Annotated in this window: 19 protein-coding genes; 14 read left to right on the top strand and 5 right to left on the bottom strand. The window is 76.1% G+C overall.

Features of this window, described 5'->3' with window-relative positions; translation table 11 throughout:
- Positions 1-58: 58 nt before the first annotated feature.
- From Ae150APs1_RS25660 to Ae150APs1_RS25640, 5 genes are all read left to right on the top strand, one after another.
- On the top strand, positions 59-907 hold the full coding sequence (locus tag Ae150APs1_RS25660) for a MerR family transcriptional regulator (protein WP_075300808.1): 849 nt from the start codon (positions 59-61) through the stop codon (positions 905-907).
- Between the two features lie 59 nt (positions 908-966).
- Positions 967-2,859, top strand: a complete 1,893-nt coding sequence (locus tag Ae150APs1_RS25655; RefSeq protein WP_075300806.1) for a maleylacetate reductase and hydroxyquinol 1,2-dioxygenase domain-containing protein — start codon at positions 967-969, stop codon at positions 2,857-2,859.
- A 71-nt stretch (positions 2,860-2,930) separates the two neighbouring features.
- On the top strand, positions 2,931-3,188 hold the full coding sequence (locus Ae150APs1_RS25650; RefSeq protein WP_075300804.1) for a hypothetical protein: 258 nt from the start codon (positions 2,931-2,933) through the stop codon (positions 3,186-3,188).
- An 18-nt stretch (positions 3,189-3,206) separates the two neighbouring features.
- Entirely contained in the window at positions 3,207-5,018 is a 1,812-nt protein-coding gene (gene glmS / locus Ae150APs1_RS25645) for a glutamine--fructose-6-phosphate transaminase (isomerizing) (RefSeq protein WP_075300803.1), read from the top strand.
- A gap of 171 nt (positions 5,019-5,189) precedes the next feature.
- Positions 5,190-5,762, top strand: coding sequence for a L,D-transpeptidase (locus Ae150APs1_RS25640; protein ID WP_349289896.1), 573 nt, complete (start codon positions 5,190-5,192; stop codon positions 5,760-5,762).
- A gap of 45 nt (positions 5,763-5,807) precedes the next feature.
- Here the strand turns inward: Ae150APs1_RS25640 and Ae150APs1_RS25635 are convergent, their stop codons facing one another.
- A complete protein-coding gene (locus Ae150APs1_RS25635; RefSeq protein WP_075300801.1) occupies positions 5,808-7,241 on the bottom strand; it encodes a DHA2 family efflux MFS transporter permease subunit in 1,434 nt (477 codons plus the stop codon).
- On the bottom strand, positions 7,238-7,876 hold the full coding sequence (locus Ae150APs1_RS25630; protein WP_075300800.1) for a TetR/AcrR family transcriptional regulator: 639 nt from the start codon (positions 7,874-7,876) through the stop codon (positions 7,238-7,240). Before Ae150APs1_RS25630 ends, Ae150APs1_RS25635 begins: the two co-directional genes overlap by 4 nt.
- Positions 7,877-8,043: 167 nt before the next feature.
- Between Ae150APs1_RS25630 and Ae150APs1_RS25625 the strand changes: the two genes are divergently transcribed.
- Genes Ae150APs1_RS25625 through Ae150APs1_RS25615 form a run of 3 tightly spaced genes read left to right on the top strand, consistent with a single transcriptional unit; the run spans position 8,044 to position 12,504 of the window.
- Complete coding sequence (locus tag Ae150APs1_RS25625; protein WP_083680365.1) at positions 8,044-9,081, top strand: cytochrome P450; 1,038 nt, start codon at positions 8,044-8,046, stop codon at positions 9,079-9,081.
- Positions 9,082-9,118: 37 nt separating this feature from the next.
- Complete coding sequence (locus Ae150APs1_RS25620; protein ID WP_075300799.1) at positions 9,119-10,933, top strand: NAD(P)/FAD-dependent oxidoreductase; 1,815 nt, start codon at positions 9,119-9,121, stop codon at positions 10,931-10,933.
- Positions 10,930-12,504 (top strand): hypothetical protein, encoded by a 1,575-nt coding sequence (locus Ae150APs1_RS25615; RefSeq protein ID WP_083680364.1) that lies wholly within the window; start codon positions 10,930-10,932, stop codon positions 12,502-12,504. Before Ae150APs1_RS25620 ends, Ae150APs1_RS25615 begins: the two co-directional genes overlap by 4 nt.
- Before the next feature lie 17 nt (positions 12,505-12,521).
- Here the strand turns inward: Ae150APs1_RS25615 and Ae150APs1_RS25610 are convergent, their stop codons facing one another.
- Complete coding sequence (locus tag Ae150APs1_RS25610; protein WP_227012652.1) at positions 12,522-13,172, bottom strand: TetR/AcrR family transcriptional regulator; 651 nt, start codon at positions 13,170-13,172, stop codon at positions 12,522-12,524.
- Between the two features lie 253 nt (positions 13,173-13,425).
- Here Ae150APs1_RS25610 and Ae150APs1_RS25605 point away from each other — a divergent pair, with 253 nt between their 5' ends.
- Entirely contained in the window at positions 13,426-15,621 is a 2,196-nt protein-coding gene (locus tag Ae150APs1_RS25605; RefSeq protein ID WP_075300798.1) for a PQQ-binding-like beta-propeller repeat protein, read from the top strand.
- A gap of 18 nt (positions 15,622-15,639) precedes the next feature.
- On the opposite strand, the gene Ae150APs1_RS25600 is transcribed toward Ae150APs1_RS25605, so the two are convergent.
- The gene (locus Ae150APs1_RS25600; RefSeq protein WP_075302601.1) at positions 15,640-16,506 is read right to left on the bottom strand and encodes a universal stress protein; all 867 of its coding nucleotides are present in this window, start codon (positions 16,504-16,506) and stop codon (positions 15,640-15,642) included.
- Between the two features lie 194 nt (positions 16,507-16,700).
- Between Ae150APs1_RS25600 and Ae150APs1_RS25595 the strand changes: the two genes are divergently transcribed.
- The gene (locus tag Ae150APs1_RS25595) at positions 16,701-17,933 is read left to right on the top strand and encodes a S8 family serine peptidase (protein ID WP_075300796.1); all 1,233 of its coding nucleotides are present in this window, start codon (positions 16,701-16,703) and stop codon (positions 17,931-17,933) included.
- A 3-nt stretch (positions 17,934-17,936) separates the two neighbouring features.
- The gene (locus tag Ae150APs1_RS25590) at positions 17,937-18,167 is read left to right on the top strand and encodes a hypothetical protein (protein WP_010236475.1); all 231 of its coding nucleotides are present in this window, start codon (positions 17,937-17,939) and stop codon (positions 18,165-18,167) included.
- A gap of 12 nt (positions 18,168-18,179) precedes the next feature.
- Here the strand turns inward: Ae150APs1_RS25590 and Ae150APs1_RS25585 are convergent, their stop codons facing one another.
- Positions 18,180-18,962, bottom strand: coding sequence for an SDR family NAD(P)-dependent oxidoreductase (locus tag Ae150APs1_RS25585; RefSeq protein ID WP_033200189.1), 783 nt, complete (start codon positions 18,960-18,962; stop codon positions 18,180-18,182).
- Between the two features lie 139 nt (positions 18,963-19,101).
- Between Ae150APs1_RS25585 and Ae150APs1_RS25580 the strand changes: the two genes are divergently transcribed.
- The 3 genes from Ae150APs1_RS25580 to Ae150APs1_RS31505 all read left to right on the top strand — a co-directional run bounded on the left by Ae150APs1_RS25580 (position 19,102) and on the right by Ae150APs1_RS31505 (position 21,812).
- Positions 19,102-20,265, top strand: coding sequence for a helix-turn-helix domain-containing protein (locus Ae150APs1_RS25580; RefSeq protein ID WP_075300794.1), 1,164 nt, complete (start codon positions 19,102-19,104; stop codon positions 20,263-20,265).
- 122 nt (positions 20,266-20,387) lie between these two features.
- On the top strand, positions 20,388-21,236 hold the full coding sequence (locus Ae150APs1_RS25575) for an alpha/beta hydrolase (protein ID WP_075300792.1): 849 nt from the start codon (positions 20,388-20,390) through the stop codon (positions 21,234-21,236).
- 360 nt (positions 21,237-21,596) lie between these two features.
- Positions 21,597-21,812: a hypothetical protein gene (locus Ae150APs1_RS31505; RefSeq protein ID WP_139317065.1), complete on the top strand. Its 216-nt coding sequence runs from the start codon at positions 21,597-21,599 to the stop codon at positions 21,810-21,812.
- The last annotated feature ends 47 nt before the right edge of the window (positions 21,813-21,859 follow it).

Below are 21,859 nucleotides of genomic sequence, written 5' to 3'. Positions count from 1 at the left end.
ACGTTACATAGGATCACCGGCAGGCGGTGTCACGATCGTCGTCACTAGCATCGCGGCGGTGGCGGACTATCCGATCGAGGAGCTGGCCCACCGGGCCGGGATGAGCGTGCGCAACGTCCGCACCTACGTCTCACGCGGGCTGCTCCCGCCCGCACGGATGGCCGGACGTGCCGCCCGCTACACCGACGAGCACCTCGACCGGCTCGATCTCGTCAACGGCCTGCGCCGTCGCGGGTTCACCCTGGGTGCCATCGAGGTGCTGGTGCGCCAGGACCCGGACCGCGCGGCCGAGGACGCGTTGCGGCTCTACCGCGGCATGCTCGCCCCGTGGCGCCCCGAGGAGCCCGTCGAGATCGACGAGGACGCCCTCGCCGGCTGGATGGGCCTGCCACCGGAGGCCCTGGACACCCTCCGGGGCGACCCCGGGGACGCCGGGCCCGGGACGGCGGGGCCGGGGGTCACGACGGCACGGCTGCGCGAGGCCGGGCTGGTCGAGCCGGCCGGTCCCGGCCGGATCCGGATCCTGCGGCCGGACCTGGTGCGGGCCGGCGGGGACGCGGTCCGCCTGGGTATCCCGCTCGAGGCCGTCCTGACCCTGCGCGAACACCTCGACGAGCACACCGGGCGCATCGCGGAGCTGTTCGTCGAGCTGTTCGCCGAGCAGGTCTGGGCCGGTTACGTCCGCGACGGGCTGCCCGCGGAGGGCGTGCCACGGATCCAGACCGTGGTCGAGGGCCTGCAACCGGTCGCGACGACGGCGCTGCTCGGCTCGTTCCGGGCCCGGATGCAGTCCACGATGGACGCCTTCATCGAACGGATCTCCGGCGAGATCAGCGAGAGCGCCGCCGCCGACGCGGCCCGCCTGCTCGGGCCCCGCGGCACCGAGCGCCGCCTGGACGATCGTTGACCTCTCAACCATACTGACGGGCGCACGACCGGATCGCCGACGCCCCGGAGGTATCCCGCATGTCCCTCGTCCACGAACCGGCCCCCACCCGCGTGCTGTTCGGGACGGGCACCCTCGGGACCGTCCGCGACGAGGTGGAGCGGCTCGGCCGGTCCCGCAGGTTCCTCGTCGCCGGGCGCAGCCCGTCCGGTGCCGGTGAGCGGGTCGCCGACGTGCTCGGGCCGCTGCTGGCCGGCCGGTCGCCGCGGGCCGTCGTCCACACGCCGGTGGAGGTCACCGCGGAGGCCCTCGCCGCGTTCCGGGAGGCCGGGGCCGACTGCGTCGTGGCCGTCGGCGGCGGGTCGGCGATCGGGCTGTCCAAGGCGATCGCCGTGCGGACCGGGGCCGACCAGGTGGTGCTGCCGTCGACCTACTCGGGCTCGGAGTGCACCGCGGTGCTCGGCGAGACCGAGGGCGGCGTCAAGACCACCCGGACCGCCGAGGCGATCCGTCCGGAGACCGTCGTCTACGACACCGACCTGGTCCGCGACCTGCCCGCCGCGGTCGCGCTGCCGAGCGCGGTGAACGCCCTCGCGCACGCCGTGGAGGCGCTCTACGGGGCGGGCGCGACCCCGCTCACCGACGCCGTCGCGGTCGAGGCGGTGCGCGTGCTCGTCGCCGGCCTGCGGTCCGGGGACCCCGAGCAGTTGCTGCGCGGTGCGTGGCTGGCCGGGACCTGCCTGGACCGGGTCGGGATGGGGGTGCAGCACAAGCTCGCGCACACCCTCGGCGGGACGCTGGACCTGCCGCACGCGCCCACCCACACCGTCCTGCTGCCGCACGTGATCGCCCTCAACGCGGCCGCGCTCCCCCGGCTCGGCGAGGTGCTCGGCACCGCGGACCCGGCCGGTGCGGTGCACGACCTCGTGGTCTCCGCGGACGGGCCGGCAGCGCTGCGGGACCTCGGCGTCACCGAGGCCGGCCTGGACCGCGTCGCCGACCTCGCGGTGCAGCGGCCCTACCCGAACCCGGTGCCGCTCACCCGGGACGGGATCCGGGACCTGCTCGGACAGGCGTGGGCCGGTGCCCGGCCGGTCCCGCAGGAGCCCGCCGACCCGGTCGCCGGCACGCTCGACCGGCTGACCGCCCAGGTCGTCGACTCGTTCCGGGCCGGCGACCCGCGGCTGCGCGAGCTCCTCACCGGACTCGTCCGCGCGCTGCACGGCTACGCCCGCACCCACGGGCTCACCCAGGCGGAGTGGCAGGCCACGATCGACTTCCTCACCGCCACCGGGCACGCCACCGACGAGCGGCGGCAGGAGTTCGTGCTGCTCTCGGACACCCTCGGGCTGTCCAGCGTGGTCGACGTGCTGACCCACTCGCGGACGCCGGACACGACGTCGTCGGCGGTGCTCGGGCCGTTCTACACCGAGGGACCACCGGAGCTCGCCCAGGGCGCCGACGTCTCGGCGGGGAAGAAGGGCACCCCGCTGTGGGTCGACGTCGCCGTGACCGGGACCGACGACCGGCCGGTCCCGGGGGCGGTCGTCGACGTCTGGCAGTCCGACGAGGACGGCTTCTACGACCTGCAGCTGCCCGAGGAGGACGGACCGGTGCTACGCGGCCGGTTCCGCACCGGCGACGACGGACGGCTGCGGTTCCGCTCGATCCTGCCCGCCGCGTACCCGGTCCCGGCCGACGGGCCGGTCGGCTCCATGCTCGACGCGACCGGGCGGCACCCCTTCCGGGCGCCGCACCTGCACTTCCTCATCGCGGCCGACGGGTACCGGGAGCTGATCACCCAGCTGTTCGTCGCCGGCGGGGCGCACCTGGACTCCGACGCCGTATTCGGGGTGAAGGAGGACCTGATCGTCGACTTCGTACCGCGGACCGGTGCGATGCCCGACGGGACCGTCCCGGACGGCGGATGGCGGCAGCTCACCTTCACCTTCCGGATCTCCCGCGACGACTGATCGGCCCATTCCCTGCCCGATTCCGGGCAGGATCGTGGCACTCCGGGTCCGCGGCGGGGAGGATCACCGCCGTGGATCCGGATCTCGTGCGCCACGTGGCCGCCACCACCGGACTCGGGGAACCCGTCGCGGCCCGTGTGGTCGCCGACGTCGTCGCCCACTTCGGGGAGACGACCGAGGAGTTCGTCCGGCGGCGGCACCGCGAGCTGCAGTCCCGGGACCGGCGCAACGACGAGATCTGGCCGCACATCGCCGCCGAGCTCGCCGCCCGCGTCGTCGCGCCCGGCGAGATCTCGCAGCGCCGGCTGCGCCGGATCGTCTACGGCTGACCAGGAAGGGAGACCTGCATGTGCGGGATCGTGGGGTACGTCGGGCCGCGGGAGGCCGCGGCGGTGCTGCTGGACGGGCTGGCCCGGCTGGAGTACCGGGGGTACGACTCGGCGGGGCTCGCCGTGGTGCACCGCAGGCGCGTCACCGTGCGCCGCACCGCGGGGCGGGTCGACGACCTGCGGGACGTGCTGGGCGACGAGCCGCCGCGCGGCCGCACCGGGATCGCGCACACGCGGTGGGCGACCCACGGTGAGCCGAGCGAGGGCAACGCGCACCCGCACACCGACGCGTCCGGGCGCATCGCCGTCGTCCACAACGGGATCATCGAGAACGCCGACGGGCTGCGTACCGGGCTGGTCGCGCGCGGGGTCCGGCCGGTGTCCGACACCGACACCGAGGTGCTCCCGCACCTGATCGCCGAGGCGTTCGACGCCGGCGCCCCGACCCTCGCCGACGCCGTCCGGACCGCGCTCGCGCCGGTCGAGGGCACCTACGGGCTCGCCGTCGTCGACGCGCACCGCCCCGAGGAGATCGTCGTCGCCCGCAACGGCAGCCCGATCGTCCTGGGGATCGGCGGCAGCGAGATGGTCGTCGCCTCCGACCTCGCCGCCGTCGTCCGGCACACCCGCCAGGTCGTCTTCCTCGACGACGGCGAGCTCGTCACCGTGCGGGCCGACGGGATCGAGGGGGCCACCCGGATCCCGCCGACCACGGTGGACACCGAGTCCAAGGACTACGCGCTCGGCAGGCACCCGGACTTCCTGGCCAAGGAGATCGCCGAGCAGCCGGACGCCGTGCGCCGTGCACTGGCCGGCCGTCTCGACACCCGGTTCTCCACGACCCGGCTCGGCGGGCTGGAGCTCGACCCGCGGGACCTGCGCGGGGTGCGCCGGGTCCTGTTCCTCGGCTGCGGCTCCGCCTACTACGCCGGGGAGATCGGCGCCGGTCTGGTCGAGGAGCTGGCGCGCATCCCGGCGTCGGCCGAGCCCGCCGGGGAGTTCCGGCACCGGAACCCGGTCGTCGACCCCGACTGTCTCTACGTCGCGGTCAGCCAGTCCGGCGAGACCGCCGACACGCTGAGCTGCGTGCAGGAGCTGCGCCGCAAGGGCGGACGCGTGATCGGCGCGGTGAACGTGATCGGCTCGGCGATCTCCCGCGAGTGCGGCGCGGGGGTGTTCCTGCACTCGGGGCCGGAGGTCTCCGTCGCCTCGACGAAGGCCGTCACGAACATGGCCGTGTCGTTCGCGATGCTGGCCGTGCTGCTGGGCCGGGTCCGGGACCTGTCGGTCGCCGACGGGAGGCGGGTCGTCGAGGCGCTGGCCGCGCTGCCCGGCCACATCGACACCGTCCTCGAGCAGGACGGGGAGATCGCCGAGGTCGCGAAGCGGTACGCCGACGCGTCGTCGATGTTCTTCGTCGGCCGCACCCGCTGCAGCCCGGTCGCGCGGGAGGGCGCCCAGAAGCTTAAGGAGATCTCCTACGTCCACGCCGAGGCCTACCCCGCCTCCGAGCTCAAGCACGGCCCGCTGGCACTGATCACGCCGGAGATGCCCAGCGTGGTGCTGGTCCCCGGCGACGACCTGTTCGCGAAGAACATCGGGACGATCGAGCAGATCCGGGCCCGCGGCGGCCCGGTGATCGCGGTGACCGACACCGACCTGCCCGACGGGCTCGCCGACGCCGTGCTGCGGGTGCCGCGCACCGAGCCCGAGCTGGCCCCGCTGCTGCTGACCGTGCCGCTGCAGATGCTGGCCCGGCACGTCGCCGTCGCGCTCGGGCGGGACGTCGACAAGCCGCGCAACCTGGCGAAGTCGGTAACCGTGGAGTGACGGCGCGGGAGGACGCAGTGGAGTCACGGCGGGCCGGCCCCGCCGACCGCTCCCCCGCGACCACCTGATCGTGGCTCAACCCCGGGCGGGGTCGTGCGTCGACCGTCACGGAAGCCACCCGTCGGCGTTGTACCGGTCGGGGTACCGACCGAGTCACGAGGAGCCGTGCACGTGCCGAGCAGGACGATCCGCCGGAACCGGGCCGCGACCGCGGCGGTGGCGGCACTGGTCGTCGTCGCCGGGATCGCGACCGCCGGTGTCGCGACCGCCGACGCCGAGGCCGAGAACAGCGAGGCCGCCCGGCAGACGCACGCCGAGAAGCAGGTCCCGGGCACGCCGTGCTCGGTCTCGGCACGGGCCTGCGTCGATCTCGAGACGCAGCGGGCCTGGCTGATCGAGAACGGGGCGGTCACCCACGGGCCGGTGCCGGTCGCGTCCGGCGGGGCCGGTCAGGAGACGCCGATCGGGCACTCGTTCCGCGTGTACCGCAAGGAGGCGGACCACACGAGCGGCGAGTTCACGACGCCCGAGGGGCAGCCGTCGCCGATGCCGTGGTCGGTGTTCTTCGCCGACGGCGGGGTGGCGTTCCACGGCGGTGACCGGGACCGCGCGTCGGCCGGGTGCGTCAAGCTCGACGCCGTCGAGGCGCAGCGGTTCTTCACCGACCTCGACAACGGCGACAAGGTCCAGGTCCTGAACGCGACCACCGAACGGGACGAGCGGGCGAAGCTCGCCACCGCCTGAGCGCCGTGGCCCGGGAGCCCGTCGGGTTCCCGGGCCACTCCCTGCTCAGTGCATCGTGACCTCGGGCCGGACGGCCCCGGTGCGGCCCCGCACCAGCAGCGACAGCAGCACCGCGACCACACCGACCCCACCGGCGACGGCGAACGCCGCGTGCAGGCCGGCCGCGTCCGGCGACGGTCCGCCGGGCGCCGAGCCGGTCGCGGCGACGGTCACGAACAGGGCGGTGCCCATCGCGCCCGCGACCTGCTGCAGCGTGGAGAGGATCGCGCTGCCGTGCGAGTACAGCGAGTCCGGCAGCGAGCCCAGCGCCTCCGTCATCAGCGGCGTCATCATCAGCGACAGCCCGCCCATCAGGACCAGGTGGTAGGCGATCACCACCCAGAGCGGGGTGGCCGGGCCCATGGTGGAGAACAGGCCCAGCCCGGCCGCCATCAGCACGGCACCGGGGATCACCAGCGGTCGCGCGCCGACCCGGTCGAACAGCGCACCCACCGGACGGCCGAGCAGGCCGAGCAGCAGCCCGCCCGGGAGCACCGCGAGTCCGGAGACCACCGTGCTCACCCCCATGACGGTCTGCAGGTACAGCGGGAGCAGCACCGCGGCGACGCCGATCAGCGACAGCAGCACCAGCGCGGTCAGCACCAGCGCGACGACGAACGGCCGCTTCTGAAACGGGCGCAGGTCGAGCAGCGCGCGGCTCTCCCGCTGCAGCCGCAGCTGGCGGGCGACGAAGAGCGCGAGCGCGACGAGGCCGGCGACGACCGGCACCCACGGCGGGATGCCGCCGCCGCTGCCCTTGCCGATCGCGGACAGCCCGTAGACGAGGCCGCCGAACCCGACGGCGGACAGGATCACCGACAGCACGTCCAGCGGGACCGGGCGGCCGCCGCCGTCGAGCCGCAGGAAGCGGGCACCGACCGCCAGCGCGGCCACGGCCAGGGGCAGGACCAGCCAGAACATCCAGCGCCAGCCGAGGCCGGCGAGCACGGCGCCGCCGATCGTCGGGCCGATCGCCGGGGCGACCGCGATGACGATCGTGATGGTGCCCATCGTCGCGCCGCGGCGCTCCTGCGGGACCAGCCGCAGGATCGTCGTCATCAGCAGCGGGATCATCATCGCGGTGCCGACGGCCTGCACGATCCGGCCGGCGAGCAGCACCTCGAACCCGGGCGCGAACCCGGACACCGCGGTGCCGGCGGTGAAGGTGCCCAGCGACGCGAGGAACACCTGACGCGGGGTGAAGCGGTCCAGCAGGTAGCCGGTGGTGGGGATGACGACGGCCATCGTCAGCAGGAAGCCGCTGGTCAGCCACTGCACGGTCGTCGTCGGCACGGCGAGGTCGACGCTCAGGCCGCGGAGCGCGACGCTGAGGATGGTCTCGTTGAGGATCATCACGAACGCGGCGCCGACCAGGACACTGATCAGCAGGCCGGTCCGGTGCGCCGGTACCGAGTCGGTACGGGGCGGGGTGGTGGTCACTCGGGGTCTCCTGCCCGGTGGTGGGTGGACGAGGGTGGGGCGGGGTCCGCGTCGACCCCGTGGGCGGCGGCACGCAGCGCGGCGGCGAGCCGCTCGACCGGATCCGACGGCCGGGTGTCGCAGACGAGCTCGGCGGCGGGCTCTTCGCCGTTGATCCGGAGGGCGGCGGCCATCGCCGCGGCGTGCACCCGGACCGCGAGATCGTCGGCCGGGCGGCCCAGCCGTCCGGCGAGGACCTCGGCCAGCACCGGCTCGGACCGCTCGTGGACGGCCAGCCAGACGGCGCGCAGTCCCGGCTCGGTCGCCGACAGCGCGATCACCGTGAGCCCGGCCTCGGCGTCGGCGGCAGCCTCGGCGTCGGCCGGCGGGTGGTACTCGGCGATCAGGTGCTCGTCGAGCGTCCGGTCGGCGGGCCAGCTGCGCAGGGCCTCGACGATCGCGTCGATGCCCCGCGCCAGCACCGGCTCGACGCAGCTCTCCTTCGAGCGGAAGTAGCGCCACAGCGTGCGGGCGGAGAGGCCGACCTCCTCGGCGATCCGTTCCCCGCTGGTCCCGGCGACGCCGTGCTCACGGAACAGCGCGACGGCGGCCCGCGAGATCTCCAGCCGCAGCCGCGCCCGGCGCCGGTCGGTCATCGGCGCACGACCGCGGACGGGTGCGGGAGCGGACAGCGTCACGACGCCCAACCCCCTGTCACGCAGTGCCTTGTTGTCACTGACTGACACTAACGACGACCCGACCGGGCGTCGACGAGACGGAGGAGGGCCGGCTCGCCACCCGCTACGACGACGTCCGCACCGTCATGTCCGACCCGCGCTTCAGCCGGGCCGCCGTCGTCGGCGCCGACGTGCCGCGGGCCCTCCCGGAGCGGCCCGGCCAGCCCGAGTCGATCATCAACATCGACCCGCCGGAGCACGGCAGGCTGCGGCGCCTGGTCGCGGCCGCCTTCACCGCCCGCCGCGTCGAGCGGATGCGCCCGCACGTCGCCGGGATCGCCGACGACCTCGTCGACGGGCTCGTCGCGGGCGGCAGCCCCGCCGACCTGGTGTCGGCGGTGTCGATGCCGTTCCCGGTGATCGTGATCTGCGAGCTGCTCGGCGTGCCGCTCGACGGGCGCGACACCTTCCGGGCCGCCGCCGACGCGGCGCTGTCGACGTCGGCCGTCCCGGTCGAGGAGCGGCGGCAGGCCATGACCGACCTGCACACCTACATCGCCTCGCTCGTCGCCGAGCGCCGGGACCGGCCGGACGGGCCCGGCGACGACGTGCTCGGCGGCCTGGTCTCGGCCCGCGACGACGACGGCGACCGGCTCTCGGAGGGCGAGATGGTCTCGCTCGGCTCGGCGATCCTGCTCGCCGGCCACGAGACCACGATGAACATGACCGGCAACATGGTCCGGACGCTCCTGCACGAGCGCTCCCGCTGGGACGCGCTGGTCGCCGAGCCCGACGGGATCCCGGCCGCGGTCGAGGAGATGCTGCGGTTCATCCCGCTCGGCAGGCAGGCCGGGCTGCCGCGGATCGCCACCGCCGACGTCGAGCTCACCGGCGGCACCGTCCGCGCCGGGGAGGCCGTGCTCGTCTCCACCAACGCGGCGAACCGCGATCCCGAGGTCTTCGACGACCCGGACGCACTGCACCTGGACCGCTCCCCCGGCGCCCACGTCGCGTTCGGCTACGGCCCGCACCACTGCCTCGGCGCGTCGCTGGCCCGCATGGAACTGCAGACGATCCTGCGCGCGCTCACCACCCGGCTGCCCGGGCTCGACCTGGCCGACGACGTCGAGTGGCGCGCCACCTCGGCCGTGCGCGGCCCGGCCCGGCTGCCGGTGACCTGGTGACCACACCCGACCCCCGACCCCCCGGAGGAACCCCGCGGTGACGACCGATGCCACCCTCCGCCCCGACGCGGGCGACCCGACCGCCGCCGACATGGACCGGCTCCGCGAGCGCTACCGCACCGAACGCGACCGCCGGATCCGCACCGACGGCACCGCCCAGTACCGCACCGCCACCGGCGACTTCGGCTTCTACGCCGACGACCCGTGGTCCCCGCCCGGGGACCGGGAACCGGTGCACGACCACGTCGACGCGCTCGTCGTCGGTGGCGGGTTCGGCGGGCTGGTCGCCGCCGCCCGGCTGCGCGAGGCCGGTCTGGAGCGGATCCGGATCGTCGACGTCGCGGGCGACCTGGGCGGCACCTGGTACTGGAACCGCTATCCCGGCATCGCCTGCGACATCGAGTCGTCGATCTACCTGCCGCTGCTGGAGGAGATCGGCGGGATGCCCAGCCGGAAGTACCCGCCGGGCGAGGAGATCCGCGGCCACGCCCGGGCGATCGGCGAACGCTTCGACCTCTACACCGACGCCCTGTTCGGCACCGAGGTCACGTCGCTGACCTGGGACGACGCCGGACACTGGGACGTCAGGACGGACCGCGGAGACGCCGTCACCGCGCGCTTCGTGGTGATCTCGTCGGGCCCGTTCAACCGGCCGAAGCTGCCCGGGATCCCGGGCATCGAGGACTTCGCCGGGCACACGTTCCACACCAGCCGGTGGGACTTCGCCTACACCGGCGGCGACGCGACCAGCGGCCTGGACCGGATCGGCGGGAAGCGGATCGCCGTGATCGGCACCGGCGCCACCGCGATCCAGTGCGTGCCGCACCTCGCCGAGGGCGCCGCGCACCTCTACGTCGTGCAGCGGACGCCGTCCTGTGTGGACGTCCGAGACGACGCCCCCTACGACGCGCAGTGGTGGTCGTCGCTCGAACCCGGCTGGCAGCGGCGCCGCCGCGAGGACTTCCTGCACCTGATGAACATGCTGCCGCCACGGCACGGCGGCGCCGGGGACGACGGCGTCGCCGACCGGTGGACCGACACCGCGCCGATCCGCGGCGTCGCCCGCTACGCCCGCACCCACGGCACCGAGTCCCTCGCCGACGCCCTCGAGATCGCCGACGCCGAGAAGATGGACGAGATTCGGGCCCGGGTGGACACGGTCGTCGACGACCCGGCCACCGCGGACGCGCTGAAGCCCTGGTACCGGCAAATGTGCAAGCGGCCCACGTTCAGCGACCGCTACCTGCAGGCGTTCAACCGCGACGACGTGACGCTGCTCGACACCGGCGGCCAGGGCGTCGAGAAGATCACCCCGGCCGGGCTCGTCGTCGACGGCACCGAGTACCCGGTGGACGCGATCGTGTTCGCCACCGGGTTCGAGCTGGGCGCCGACCCGGCCACCCGCGCGGGTGCGGACGTCCGCGGCCGGGACGGTCTCGCGCTGGGCGAGAAGTGGGCCGACGGCCTGTCCACCCTGCACGGCTGGGTCAGCCGCGGGTTCCCGAACCTGTTCCACGTCGGTGCCCTGCAGAACTCGGCGTCGGTCAACTTCACGCACGTGCTGGAGGAGCAGGCGACGCACATCGCGGCCGTCGTCGCCGAGGCGGGCCGGCGTGGTGCGACCGCCGTCGAGCCCACCGCCGGGGCCGAGGACGCCTGGGTGGCGACGATCCGCGACCGCGCGGTCGACCAGCAGGGCTTCCTCGCCGAGTGCACGCCCGGCTACTACAACTTCGAGGGGCGCCCGCGGAAGCGGAACGAGCAGTTCGGCGGTGGACCGGTGGAGTTCCACGAGATCCTGCACGCCTGGCGCGACAGCGGGATGGACGACGTGTTCGAGGGGCCGCGGTGAGCGCCCGCCCCGTCGCGGGGCCACTCTCCGGTCCGCTGTGGACGGCACCCGGCCTGCGGGCCGAGCCACTGTGCCCGCCGAACCCGCTCTGGGCCTCCAACGGGATCGCGTTCGGCCCGGACGGCCGGTTGTGGATCGCCCAGTTCCTCGGCGGCACGGTCGGGGCGCTCGACCTCGGCACCGGGGAGATCGAGACGGTGCTCGGGCCGGACGGCCCGCTGACCGCCCCGGACGACCTGGTGTTCGGCGACGGCGGCGAGCTGTTCGTCGTCGACCTCCCGGCCGGGCTGGTGTGGCGGCGCGACCCGGACGGTGCGACGACCGTGGTGGCCGACGGGATCGTCGCGCCGGACGGGATCGCCTGGCACCGCGGCCGGCTGTTCGTCAACGAGCTGGTGCCGGAGGGCAGGCTCCTGGAGATCGACCTCGCCGGCGGCCCGCCCCGGGTGCTGGCGGACGACCTCGCGCTGGGCAACGCGATGCAGGTGGGCCCGGACGGGTTCCTCTACTACCCGCACCTGCTCTCCGGCGAGGTGTGGCGGGTCGACCCGGACGGCGGCACCCCGGAACGGGTCCTCGCCGGGCTGGACCGCCCGGTCGCCGTCCGGTTCGACCCGGCCGGGCGGCTGCGGATCCTGTCCAACGGCGAGCGCGGGACGCTGTGGACCCACGACGGCGACGGGCCTCTCCGCGAGCTGCACACCGGGGTCGGCGGGGCCGACAACGTCGCGTTCGCCCCGGACGGCACGGCCTACGTGTCCGGGGCGTTCCACGGCGGCGTCCACGCCGTCGACCCCGCCGGGACGGTGCGCGTGATCGTGCCGGAGGGGCTGAACGGCCCGTTCGGGATCGCCGCGACCCCGGACGGGATCCTGGCCGCGGACCACTTCGGACTCGCACTCGTCGCGGACGGCCGGGCCGGCGCGCTCGGCGACGTCGTGACCGAGGTCCGCGGCGGCGTCCGCGGGATCGCCCGGCGCGGCGGGGACACCGTGCTCACCACCGACGCCGGCGGCGTGTGGCGGGGCGCACCCGGCGCGTGGAAGCCCCTGGCCGACGGGCTCGGCTCCCCCACCGGCGTCGCCGAGGCCGGGGACGGGGTGCTCGTCGCCGAGACCGCCGCCGGGCGGGTGCTGCACGTCGCCGACGACGGCACCGTCACCGTCCGCGCCGACGGGCTCGACCGGCCGGTCGGCGTCGCCACCGGTGAGGACGGGCGCGGGTACGTGACCACGACCGGTGGCGGCCGGGTGCTCCGGCTCGACGACGACGGCGGGTCCACTGTGCTCGGCGCCGGCCTGCACCGTCCGGAGGGGCTCGCCGCGTCCGGCGGCGCGCTGTGGTGCGCCGAGGCCGGGACCGGGCGGCTGCTGCGGATCGACCCGGTCCGGCGGGCCACCGGCGTCGCGGCGTCGGGACTCGCGTTCGACGTCCGCCCGCCGCACGTGCCCGACGACTGCCGCAGCGGCGCCGCCCGCCGCCCGGCACCGTTCGCGGGGGTCACCGCCGACGGGGACGGGATCGTCGTGGCGTGCACCGGCGCGGGGAACCTGGTGCGGCTCGGGAGCTGACCCGATCCGCCGGCCGGTCAGGCCGGTGGGCTCGCCGCGACGCCGTGGGTGGCGGCCCGGACCGCCGTCGAGAGCCGGGCGGTCAGGTCGTCGACCGGGGGCTCGTGGCCGTCCGCCGTGACGGCCGCGATGTCCTCGGTCGCGATCCGCAGCGCCGCGTTCAGCGCGGCGGCCTGCACCCGGACCTCGATGTCACCGACGTCGCGGCCGAGCCGCTCGGCGAGGATCCCGGCCAGCACCGGCTCGGCCCGCTCCTGCACGACGAGCCAGATCGCACGCAGCGCGAGCTCGTCGCGGGACATCCGGACGACGGCCAGCACGAGCTCGCCGTCGTCCGGGCCGCCGTCGTCGTGCTCCGGGAAGTCGGTGAGGAGGTGCTCCTCCAGCGACCGGCCGGCGGGCCAGCGGGCCAGGCAGGCGGTGAAGGCGTCGGTCGAGAGGCTCAGCACCGGCTCGACGCAGCTCTCCTTGGTCCGGAACCAGCGCCAGAACGTGCGGGCCGACAGGCCGACGGCGTCGGCGATCTGCTCCCCGCTGGTCCCGGCGACGCCGTGCTCGCGGAACAGCCGGATCGCCGCCCGGGAGATCTCGAGCCGCTGCAGGGCACGACGGCGGTCGCTCATCGGCCGCCGGCCGCGCCGCGCCGCCGGTGCCGTCTCCGCCGCCACGCCTCCCCCGGCTCGTCGGGCGGTCAGCGTACTGGTCCGGATCCGGGGTCCCCCGCATCCCGTGCGTGCCGTTCACCGCCCCGACGGCCGGTCACCGCGGGGAATCCGGCGTTCGCCCGTCCGGGGCACCGCCGGTCACCGAGCGGCCGGAACCGGTCACCGCCGGTCGGACCGTGACACCCCCTCGCGCGTTAACGATGGAGCGCGGGGCCCGACATGCAGACGGCCGCCGACCCCGGGGAGGAACCACCGCATGCCCGTCGAGATGTTCTGGGACGGACTGGAGCAGCGCGTCGCAGGCGGCGCCTTGCACGACGGGGCCGGTGACCTGACCCCGCCGGCCGGCGTCAGCGCGGCGGCGGTGCGCCGCGTGCTGGACCTGGAGGCGCACCACCTGCGCGACCCCGATCTCGCCGGGCAGGCCGCCGGGCTGCCCCAGCAGCTGCTGGCCCGGGCGGCCGTCACGGGCGAGGACGCGCTGGCCGGGGCCGCGCGGGCCCGGATCGAGTCCCGCGGGCTGTCCGCGCTCGCCACCCGCTGGCGGACGCGGCCGCCGTCCGCGGCGCTGCTGCGCGTCCTCGACGGGCACGGCGACGCCCTCACCGGGCTGGCCGTCGACCCCGGCGGGGCGCTGCTCTCGGTCGACGCCTCCGGCGGCGCGGTGACCTGGGACCCGGCGACCGGGACGCCCGTCGCCCACCCGGTGACGGGGCCGTGCGGGCCGGAGCGGGCCGCCGGTCCGGCGCCCGTGCTCGCCGTCGCGACCACCGCCGACGGCGGGCTGGTCGCGGTCGCGGGGTCCGACGACGTCGTCCGGGTGCGGGCCGCGGGCGGCGCCGAGGTGGCGGCCCTCACCGGGCACACCACCCCGGTCACCGTGCTCGCCTTCGCCGACGCCCCCTCCGGTGCGACCCGGCTGCTGGGCGCCGCGCTGGACGGCACCGTCCTCGTCTGGGACGTCGTCCGCGGCACCGCGGTGGTGCTGTCCGGGCACGACGGCCCGGTGCGGGCGCTCGTCGCGACGGCGTCCGGGCGCGCCGTGACCGGCGGCGACGACGGCACCCTCCGCGCCTGGGACACCACCACCGGTGCGCAGCTCGCGACGCTCCAGGCCGACGCGGGCGTCACCGGGGTGGCGGTGACCGGGCCGGAGGAGCTGCTCGCCGTCACCGCCGACGGTGCGGTGCACGGTTTCGTGATGACCGCCGGCGTACCGCACGACGCGGTGGTCCTCGACCGGTCCGGCGCCCCGGCCACCGCCGCCGGCCCCGCGGGTCCGGGACGGGCGCTGGCGACCCGGGCGGACGGCACCGTCGAGCTGTGGTGGACCGGCGACGAGCCGGGCCGGGTCACGCTGACGGGGCACGGCACCGCGGTGCGGGCCGCGGCCGCGAACGCCGACGGCACGCTCGTCGCGACCGGCGACGACCACGGCCGGATCCTGCTGTGGGACCCGGCCGCCGCGGCACCGGCCGGGGACCGCCCCGGCCTCCCGGAGGCCGTCGGCGCGATCGTCGTCGCGGGCGGGCTGATCGTCTCCGCGGCCCGCGGCACCGGTGAGCTGGTCGCCCTCGACCTGCGGACCGGCGACGAGTGCTGGCGCTGCGACGGCGGGCCCGGCCCGGTGTGGTCCGACACCGCCGGGATGCGGATCTTCACCGCGTCCGGGGGCACCGTCACCGAGCGGTACGCCGCCACCGGGCTCGCGGCCGGGTCGGTCGAGGTCCCGGGCCGGGTGCTGGCCGGGCGCGGGACGCTCGTGGTGGTCGGCGACGGCGACCGGGTCGCCGTCGCCGACGCGCGGACCGGCCGGATCTACCGCAGCGCGACGACCGGGGCGCCGGTCCGGCGGGCCGCGCTCACGCCCGGCGGGAGCACCGTGCTGCTCGGCGCGGACACCGCGCTCGCCGCGTGGCGGCCTGCCGCGGGGGATCCGGTCGTCGTGCCGCTGCCCGGCTCGATGCTCGCGGCGGTCGCGATCGACGACGAGGGCTGCCACGCCGTCGCCGCGGACGCCGACGGCCGGGCGCACGTCTGGACGGTCGGCACGGACCGGGTGACCACGGTGCGCGCCGACCCCGTCCAGCTCTGCGCCGCGACCGCCGCCGGCGGGCACCGTGCCGTCACCGCGGGCACCGGCGGGACCGCGCTGCTGTGGGACCTGACCCGGGCCGCCGTGCTCGTCCGCACCCCGCTCGACGCCCCGCTCACCGCGCTGGCCGCGGCGCACGGGAGCGTCGTCGCGGGCGACGCCTGCGGCGACACGCACTGCCTGGACCTCCTCGACGGGGTCTCCACCACGGGGCCGACCATCCCGGTCCCGCGGGACGGCGCCGCGGATCCCGAGCCCGCGCCGCCGGTGGTCCCCGAGCAGGCGGGCGCGCCGGAGCAGGGCGCCCCGTCCGGGCAGCCCGCGCCGCGACTGCGGCGGCTCCTCGGACTGCGGTGAGCGGGGGGGCCGGGCCGCTCAGGGGCGTGCGACCAGCACCGGGCAGTCCGCGTGCCGCAGGAGCGCCTGCCCGACCGACCCGAGCAGCAGGCCGGCGAGGCCACCGCGGCCCCGTGACCCGACCACGACCAGCCCGGCCCCGGCCGACTCCGCGATCAGCGCGTGCGCCGGGCGGTCGCGGACCACGATCCGCTGCACGTCGACGTCGGGATACTTCTCCGACCAGCCCGCGAGACGCTCGGCGAGGACCTCCCGCTCCTCGGCCTCCAGCGCGGCCGCGTCGATCAGCACCGCGACGGCCGGATCGAGGACGACGTCGGACCAGGCGTGCACAGCGCGCAGCGGCACCGACCGCCGGGACGCCTGCTCGAACGCGGGCCCGACCGCGGCCTCCCCCGCCGGGGAACCGTCGACGCCGAGCACCACCGGCAACCCGGCGTCCGGGGCCCGCTCGCCGCGCACCACCAGCACCGGGGAACCGCCGTGCGCGGCCACCGCCACCGCGACCGAGCCCACGAGCAGGCCGCTGAACCCGCCGAGGCCGCGGCTCCCGACGACGGTCAGGGACGCGCCGCGCGACTCCTCGGTGAGCACGTCCGCCGGGTACCCGGCGCGGATCTCGGACTCCAGGTCGACGTCGATCCCGGACACGAGCGCGGCCGCGCCGGTCAGCGCCTCCTGCAGCGTGCCGACGACCTGCGCGCGGTAGGCGGGTCCGAGCCCCATGTCGTGGCGGTGCCCCGGCGGCAGCGGGGTGTACACGGCGACCAGCCGGAGCCGGACGCGCCGGGCCACCGCCTCCGCCGCCGCCCACCGGACCGCGTCCCGGGCGGACGCCGACCCGTCGATCCCGACGACCACCGGACGACCCTGCTGGTCGGACATCACCACACCCCCGTCCACCGGCGTCCCTCGCCGGCCACGGCTCCACACTGGTCCGCGGAGCCGCGCGGGCACCGGAGGCGTCCGTCCCCCGGGGCCCGGGGCGGAGGACCCGGGTGGGCCGGTCGCGCCGCGGTGCCGCACGGCCACGGGTGCGGCACGATGTGTGATCACCGGCGGCGATCATCGGAGGCGACATGGCGGACACGCACACGGGGCGGTACCTGATGGTGCTGAGCGACGACCTGCTGGACGACGACACCGCCGCCCAGGCCGCGGTGCAGGAGCTGACCGGCCTGGCCGACGTCACCAGCAGCCGCGACGCGCGGTCCGGCGTCCGCCCGACGCTGTTCTCCCGGCTGGGGGTCGCGGTCGCCGAGCTCGACCCGGACCGGCTCCGGTCGGCCCGTGCCGACCGGCGGGTCCTGGGCGTCGAGCCCGAGCGGGTGCAGCGGGCGCTGACCGGGCCGGGCCTGTCCGCGGACTACCTGCGGGGCTTCGCCGACGCGGCCGCCCACCGCGCCGACCGGGCCGCGGCCGCCGTCGCGGACGCGGCACCGGCACCCGCGCGGTTCGCCGACACCGACCGGCTGACCTGGGGGCTGCAGGCCACCGGGGTCGACGTGTCCCCCGAGACCGGCGCCGGGATCACCGTCGCCGTCCTCGACACCGGACTCGATCTCGGCCATCCCGACGTCGCCGGACGGCAGATCGAGTCCCGCTCGTTCGTCGACGGGCAGCAGGTGCAGGACGCCCAGGGCCACGGCACGCACTGCGTCGGCACCTCGTGCGGACCGGCGGGCCCCGCCGAGGGCCGGCGCTACGGCGTCGCCCACGGGGCCCGGATCCTGGTCGGCAAGGTGCTCGGCGACGACGGCTCGGGCACCGACGCCGGCATCCTCGAGGGCATCGAGTGGGCGATCACCTCCGGGGCGCACGTCGTGTCGATGTCGCTCGGCGCGGACCTCGACGAGGTCTCGGCCGCCTACGAGAACGCGGGCCGTCGCGCCCTCGACGCGGGCGTGCTGATCGTCGCCGCGGCCGGGAACAACGCCGAGCGCTCCGCCGGCAACGCCGGGTTCGTCGGCGTACCGGCGAACAGCCCGTCGATCATGGCCGTCGGCGCGGTCGACGCCGCGCTGGCGATCGCGGACTTCTCCGCGGCATCGTCGTCGGTGGAGGGCGGCCAGGTCGACATCGCGGGTCCGGGCGTCGACGTCTACTCGGCATGGCCGATGCCCCGGCGGACGAACACGATCTCCGGCACGTCGATGGCGACCCCGCACGTGTCCGGGATCGCCGCGCTCTGGTCGCAGCGCACCGGTGCCCGCGGCCGCGAGCTGTGGACGCAGCTGACCCAGGCCGCGCAGCGGCTGCCGCTGCCCTCCGGCGACGTCGGCGCCGGGCTCGTCCGGGCGCCGGGGGCCTGACCCGTGGCCGGCCGGGTGCTGGTGTCGGTCGCCGACGGGCACGCGATCGACGACGTCGCCGCCGCCTGCTCGGCGGCCGGGCTGCAGGTGGAGAAGGTGCTGCGCGGGGTCGGCGTCGTCGTCGGGACCTGCGACGACGAGCACCGGGACGGCCTGTCCGCGGTCACCGGCGTCGGTGCGGTGGAGCCGGACCGGGAGGTTCGTCTCGACCCACCGGACTCCGGGGTGCAGTGAGCCGGTGCCGGCTCAGGACCGTGCGGACAGGCCGCCGTCGACGGGCAGGCAGACCCCGTTGACGTAGGCGGCGGCGTCGGAGGCGAGGAAGAGCGCCGCGTTCGCGACGTCCCACGGCGACCCCATCCGGCCGGTCGGGCTGAGCGCGTCCCGCTCGGCGCGGGCGCGCTCCGGGTCGGCGGTGTGCAGCTGGCGCCCGACGAGCGGGGTGTCGATGTAGCCGGGCAGGACCGCGTTGGCCCGGATGCCGTCCCGGGCGTGGGTGAGCGCCAGCGCGACGGTCAGCTGGTTCAGCGCGGCCTTGCCCGCCATGTAGGCCGGGTAGTCGTAGCCGAGGTGGCGCACGGCGGCCAGGGACGACACGTTGACGATCGCGCCGCGCCCGGCGGCCAGCATCCCCGGCAGGGTGTGCTTGCAGGTCAGGAACGCGCCGGTGACGTTCAGCGCGAGCGCCCGGTCCCAGGTCTCCCGGCTCAGCGCGGTGACGCCGCCGGTGACCGCGACACCGACGTTGTTGTGCAGCACGTCCGGGGTGCCCAGCGCCGCGGCCGCCGCCGCGACGGCCCGCTCGACCGACGCCTCGTCGGTCACGTCCGCGGTGAGGGCGACCGCCCGGCCGCCCTCGTCGGAGATCGCACGGGCGGTGCGGTCGGCCGCGTCGCCGTCGAGGTCGACCGCGGCGACCGCGGCACCCGCCCGGGCGTAGGTCAGGGCGGCGGCGCCGCCGTTGTTCGTCCCGTCGCCGTCCGATCCGGCGCCGAACACCAGCACCACCCGGCCGTCCACACCGATCACGTCCCCCGCCTCCCCGCGCCGTCCGCCGCCGATCCGGTGCCATGGTGCGTCCGGTGACCCGGTCGGCGGCACCGCGTGATGTCGTGTGTCCGGGCCGGGGATTCCACGCACTGTCGGACGGGCCCGGGAGGAGGCCGCGGTGACGCCCGGTGCGGACCTGCAGACGCTCGTCGACGACCTCGCCGACGAGCTCGGCCGGTCGGTCGTGGTGAACGACCCGATGGTGCGGATGCTGTGCACCAGCAGGCACTTCGGTGACGAGGACGCAGTCCGGGTGCGCGCCGTCCTGCAGCGCGACGCCGGTCCCGAGGTCGGCGCGCACGTGCTCGGGCAGGGCGTCGCGCGCTGGGGCGGGCCCGGGTTCGTACGGGGCGGCGAGGAGCTCGGCATGCACGACCGCTGGTGCGTGCCGCTGCGCGAGGACGGCGTGCTGCTCGGCCTGCTCATGGTGATCGACGCCGGCCGCACCCTGGCCGCGGCGGAGCGGGCCCGGATCGACGAGGTCGCGCGGACGGCCGCGGCGCTGCTGCACCGTGACCGCACCGGTGCCGGCGACCGCGAGCGTGAACGGCTGCTGCTCCGCCTGGTCGGCCCCGATCCGCTCGACCGGGCGGCCGCGGTGCGCGAGAGCGGGACGACCGGGCCGGGCGCGGCCGCCGTCGTCGAGGTCGGTGCCGCGCTCCCGGCGCCGGAGGTCGAGGTGGCGTTGCGCGCGACGGCCGGGTCACCGGGCCGTCGTCCGGACCGGACCCTCGCCGCCGTGGACGACGGCCGCGCGGTCCTCGTCGCCTCCCGGCCCGACGTGGACGTCCTCGCCGCCGACGCCGAGCGGATCGTCCTGTCGGTCGAGCACCTGCTCGGCCGTACCGGGGTCGCGGTCGCGGGGATCGGGCCCGTCGTGCCCAGTCCGGAGCTGCTGTGGCGGTCGGCGGGCCGGGCCGCGGCCGCCGCCCGCGGTGCCCGGCTGGTGCCCGGGCTGGGTCCGGTCGCGCGGTGGGACGGTCTCGGGCCGTACGCGCCGCTGCTGCAGCTCCCGCCCGCCGAGCTGGACGCGGACCTGGTGCCCGCGCCGCTGGTGGCACTGCGCGCCGACCCCCGTGCCGCACGGCTGGTCGAGACCCTGCGCGCCTACCTCGACCACGGCGGCTCGATCCCGCGGACCGCGCAGGCACTGCACCTGCACCGGACCTCGCTGTACTACCGGCTGGACCAGATCCGGGCCGTCACCGGGCTGGACCTCGACGACGGCCGGGACCGGCTGCTGCTGCACCTCGGGCTGCTCGTCGCCGACCTCACGGGCTGAGCGGGCCGGGGGCGTCCTACAGAGCGTGGAGAGCCGCCGCCGACGTTCCACGTCCCGTTCCTGGTGGCGGGCCGTGGCCCGGAGCAGAGTGTCGGTCACCTGTCGACGACGCGGGAGCAGCCATGCCGACCTTCACCACCTCCGACGGTGTCGAGCTCACCTACCGCGACAGCGGTCCCGCGTCCGGTACGGCGGCACCGCCGCTGGTCATGCTGCACGGCTGGGGACAGACCCAGGCGATGTTCCGCCACCAGCTGATCGGGCTGGCGGGCGGCCGCCGGGTGCTGACGCTGGACCAGCGCGGGCACGGCGTCTCCGAGAAGCCGCACCACGGGTACCGCATCGCCCGGCTGGCCCGCGACGCCCAGGAGTTCCTCGACCACCTCGGGCTCGGGCAGGCGGACGTCCTCGGCTGGTCGATGGGTGCCTCAGTGTGGTGGAGCGTCGTCGACCAGTACGGGACGGGCCGGATCCGCAGGCTCGTCGTGGTCGACCAGCCGGCGGCCGTCGCGGCGGTGCCGTGGATGTCGGCAGGCGACCAGCGCGACAGCGGCGCGATCTTCGACGTCGCCGCGCTCGTCTCGCTCTGCGCGTCGCTGGACGGGCCGGAGGGCCGCAAGGCCGCGACCGACTTCGTGCGCGGCATGTTCAGTGGTGACACCGACCCGGAGGTCTGGGCGTTCGTCGAGCAGGAGATCGCGTCGACGCCGCCGCACGCCGGGGTGCCGCTGCTGTGGGACCACTGCGCGCAGGACTGGCGCGACGTGCTGCCCCGGATCGACGTGCCGACGCTGGTGATCGGTTGCGACGGCAGCCACGTCGACCCGGGTTCGCAGCGCTATATCGCCGACCGGGTCCCGGACGCGCGCCTGCACGTGTTCGGACGCGACGTCGCGAGCTCGCACTTCCCGTTCCTGGAGAACCCGCCGGCCTTCGACGCCGTCGTCGCGGAGTTCCTCGACGGGTCCTGACCCGCGGCACCGCACGGCCGGTCGTGGGCCCGGCCGGACCGCGGCCGTCGCGGGTGTAGAATATGCGTTCGACGCCACGCCCCGCCCTGTCCTACGGTGGCGACGGTCGCCGGCCGCGGCCCGGGAGATCCCGGGCACCGGACCCGGTGATCGTGCGGGTGTCCACCGAGTGAAACACGCGGCGGTCCGCGACCGAGGACCCCGCGTCCGGGAACTTCCGACCGGGCACCCGTGCCCGGCACGGCCGACCCGGCCACCGGCACGTCCGGTGCCCGCGGGGCCTCCCGGCACCCACCGACCCACCGCCCGGAGCCGCGGACCACCGCGCCCGGGCCCGCCCACGACGAAACGACACCGACCGTGCACGTGACCCTGGACCCACCCCCCGACACCTCCGTCCCCGGCGCCGTCGCCCGGCTCTCCGCCGAGTTCGCCGGCCGCGTCCCCGAACGGCTCGTCGACGCCGTCGTCCGCGGCTCCCGGCGCGACCTCGACTCCGCCCCGCACGCCGCGTTGCCCGAGCTGGTCGAGCGGCTCGCCCGCCAGCGTCTCCTCGACGGCGCCGGCGAGGCCTGATCCCGCGACCGTGCATGCTGGGGGCCGTGTCCACGACCGGTCCCGCA

Source organism: Pseudonocardia sp. Ae150A_Ps1, assembly GCF_001932315.1.
In the GTDB taxonomy this organism is placed as follows: Bacteria; Actinomycetota; Actinomycetes; order Mycobacteriales; family Pseudonocardiaceae; genus Pseudonocardia.
Note: the sequence above shows the minus strand (reverse complement) of the source record. Positions and strands in the feature narration are given on the sequence as shown.

Excerpts from the sequence above, each read along its gene's own strand:
- Ae150APs1_RS25625 (WP_083680365.1), top strand. The coding sequence starts at position 8,044 with ATGTCCGACCCGCGCTTCAGCCGGGCCGCCGTCGTCGGCGCCGACGTG.
- Ae150APs1_RS25605 (WP_075300798.1), top strand. The coding sequence starts at position 13,426 with ATGCCCGTCGAGATGTTCTGGGACGGACTGGAGCAGCGCGTCGCAGGC.
- Ae150APs1_RS25575 (WP_075300792.1), top strand. The coding sequence starts at position 20,388 with ATGCCGACCTTCACCACCTCCGACGGTGTCGAGCTCACCTACCGCGAC.
- Ae150APs1_RS25655 (WP_075300806.1), top strand. The coding sequence starts at position 967 with ATGTCCCTCGTCCACGAACCGGCCCCCACCCGCGTGCTGTTCGGGACG.
- Ae150APs1_RS25600 (WP_075302601.1), bottom strand. The coding sequence starts at position 16,506 with ATGTCCGACCAGCAGGGTCGTCCGGTGGTCGTCGGGATCGACGGGTCG.
- Ae150APs1_RS25630 (WP_075300800.1), bottom strand. The coding sequence starts at position 7,876 with ATGACCGACCGGCGCCGGGCGCGGCTGCGGCTGGAGATCTCGCGGGCC.
- glmS (WP_075300803.1), top strand. The coding sequence starts at position 3,207 with ATGTGCGGGATCGTGGGGTACGTCGGGCCGCGGGAGGCCGCGGCGGTG.
- Ae150APs1_RS25595 (WP_075300796.1), top strand. The coding sequence starts at position 16,701 with ATGGCGGACACGCACACGGGGCGGTACCTGATGGTGCTGAGCGACGAC.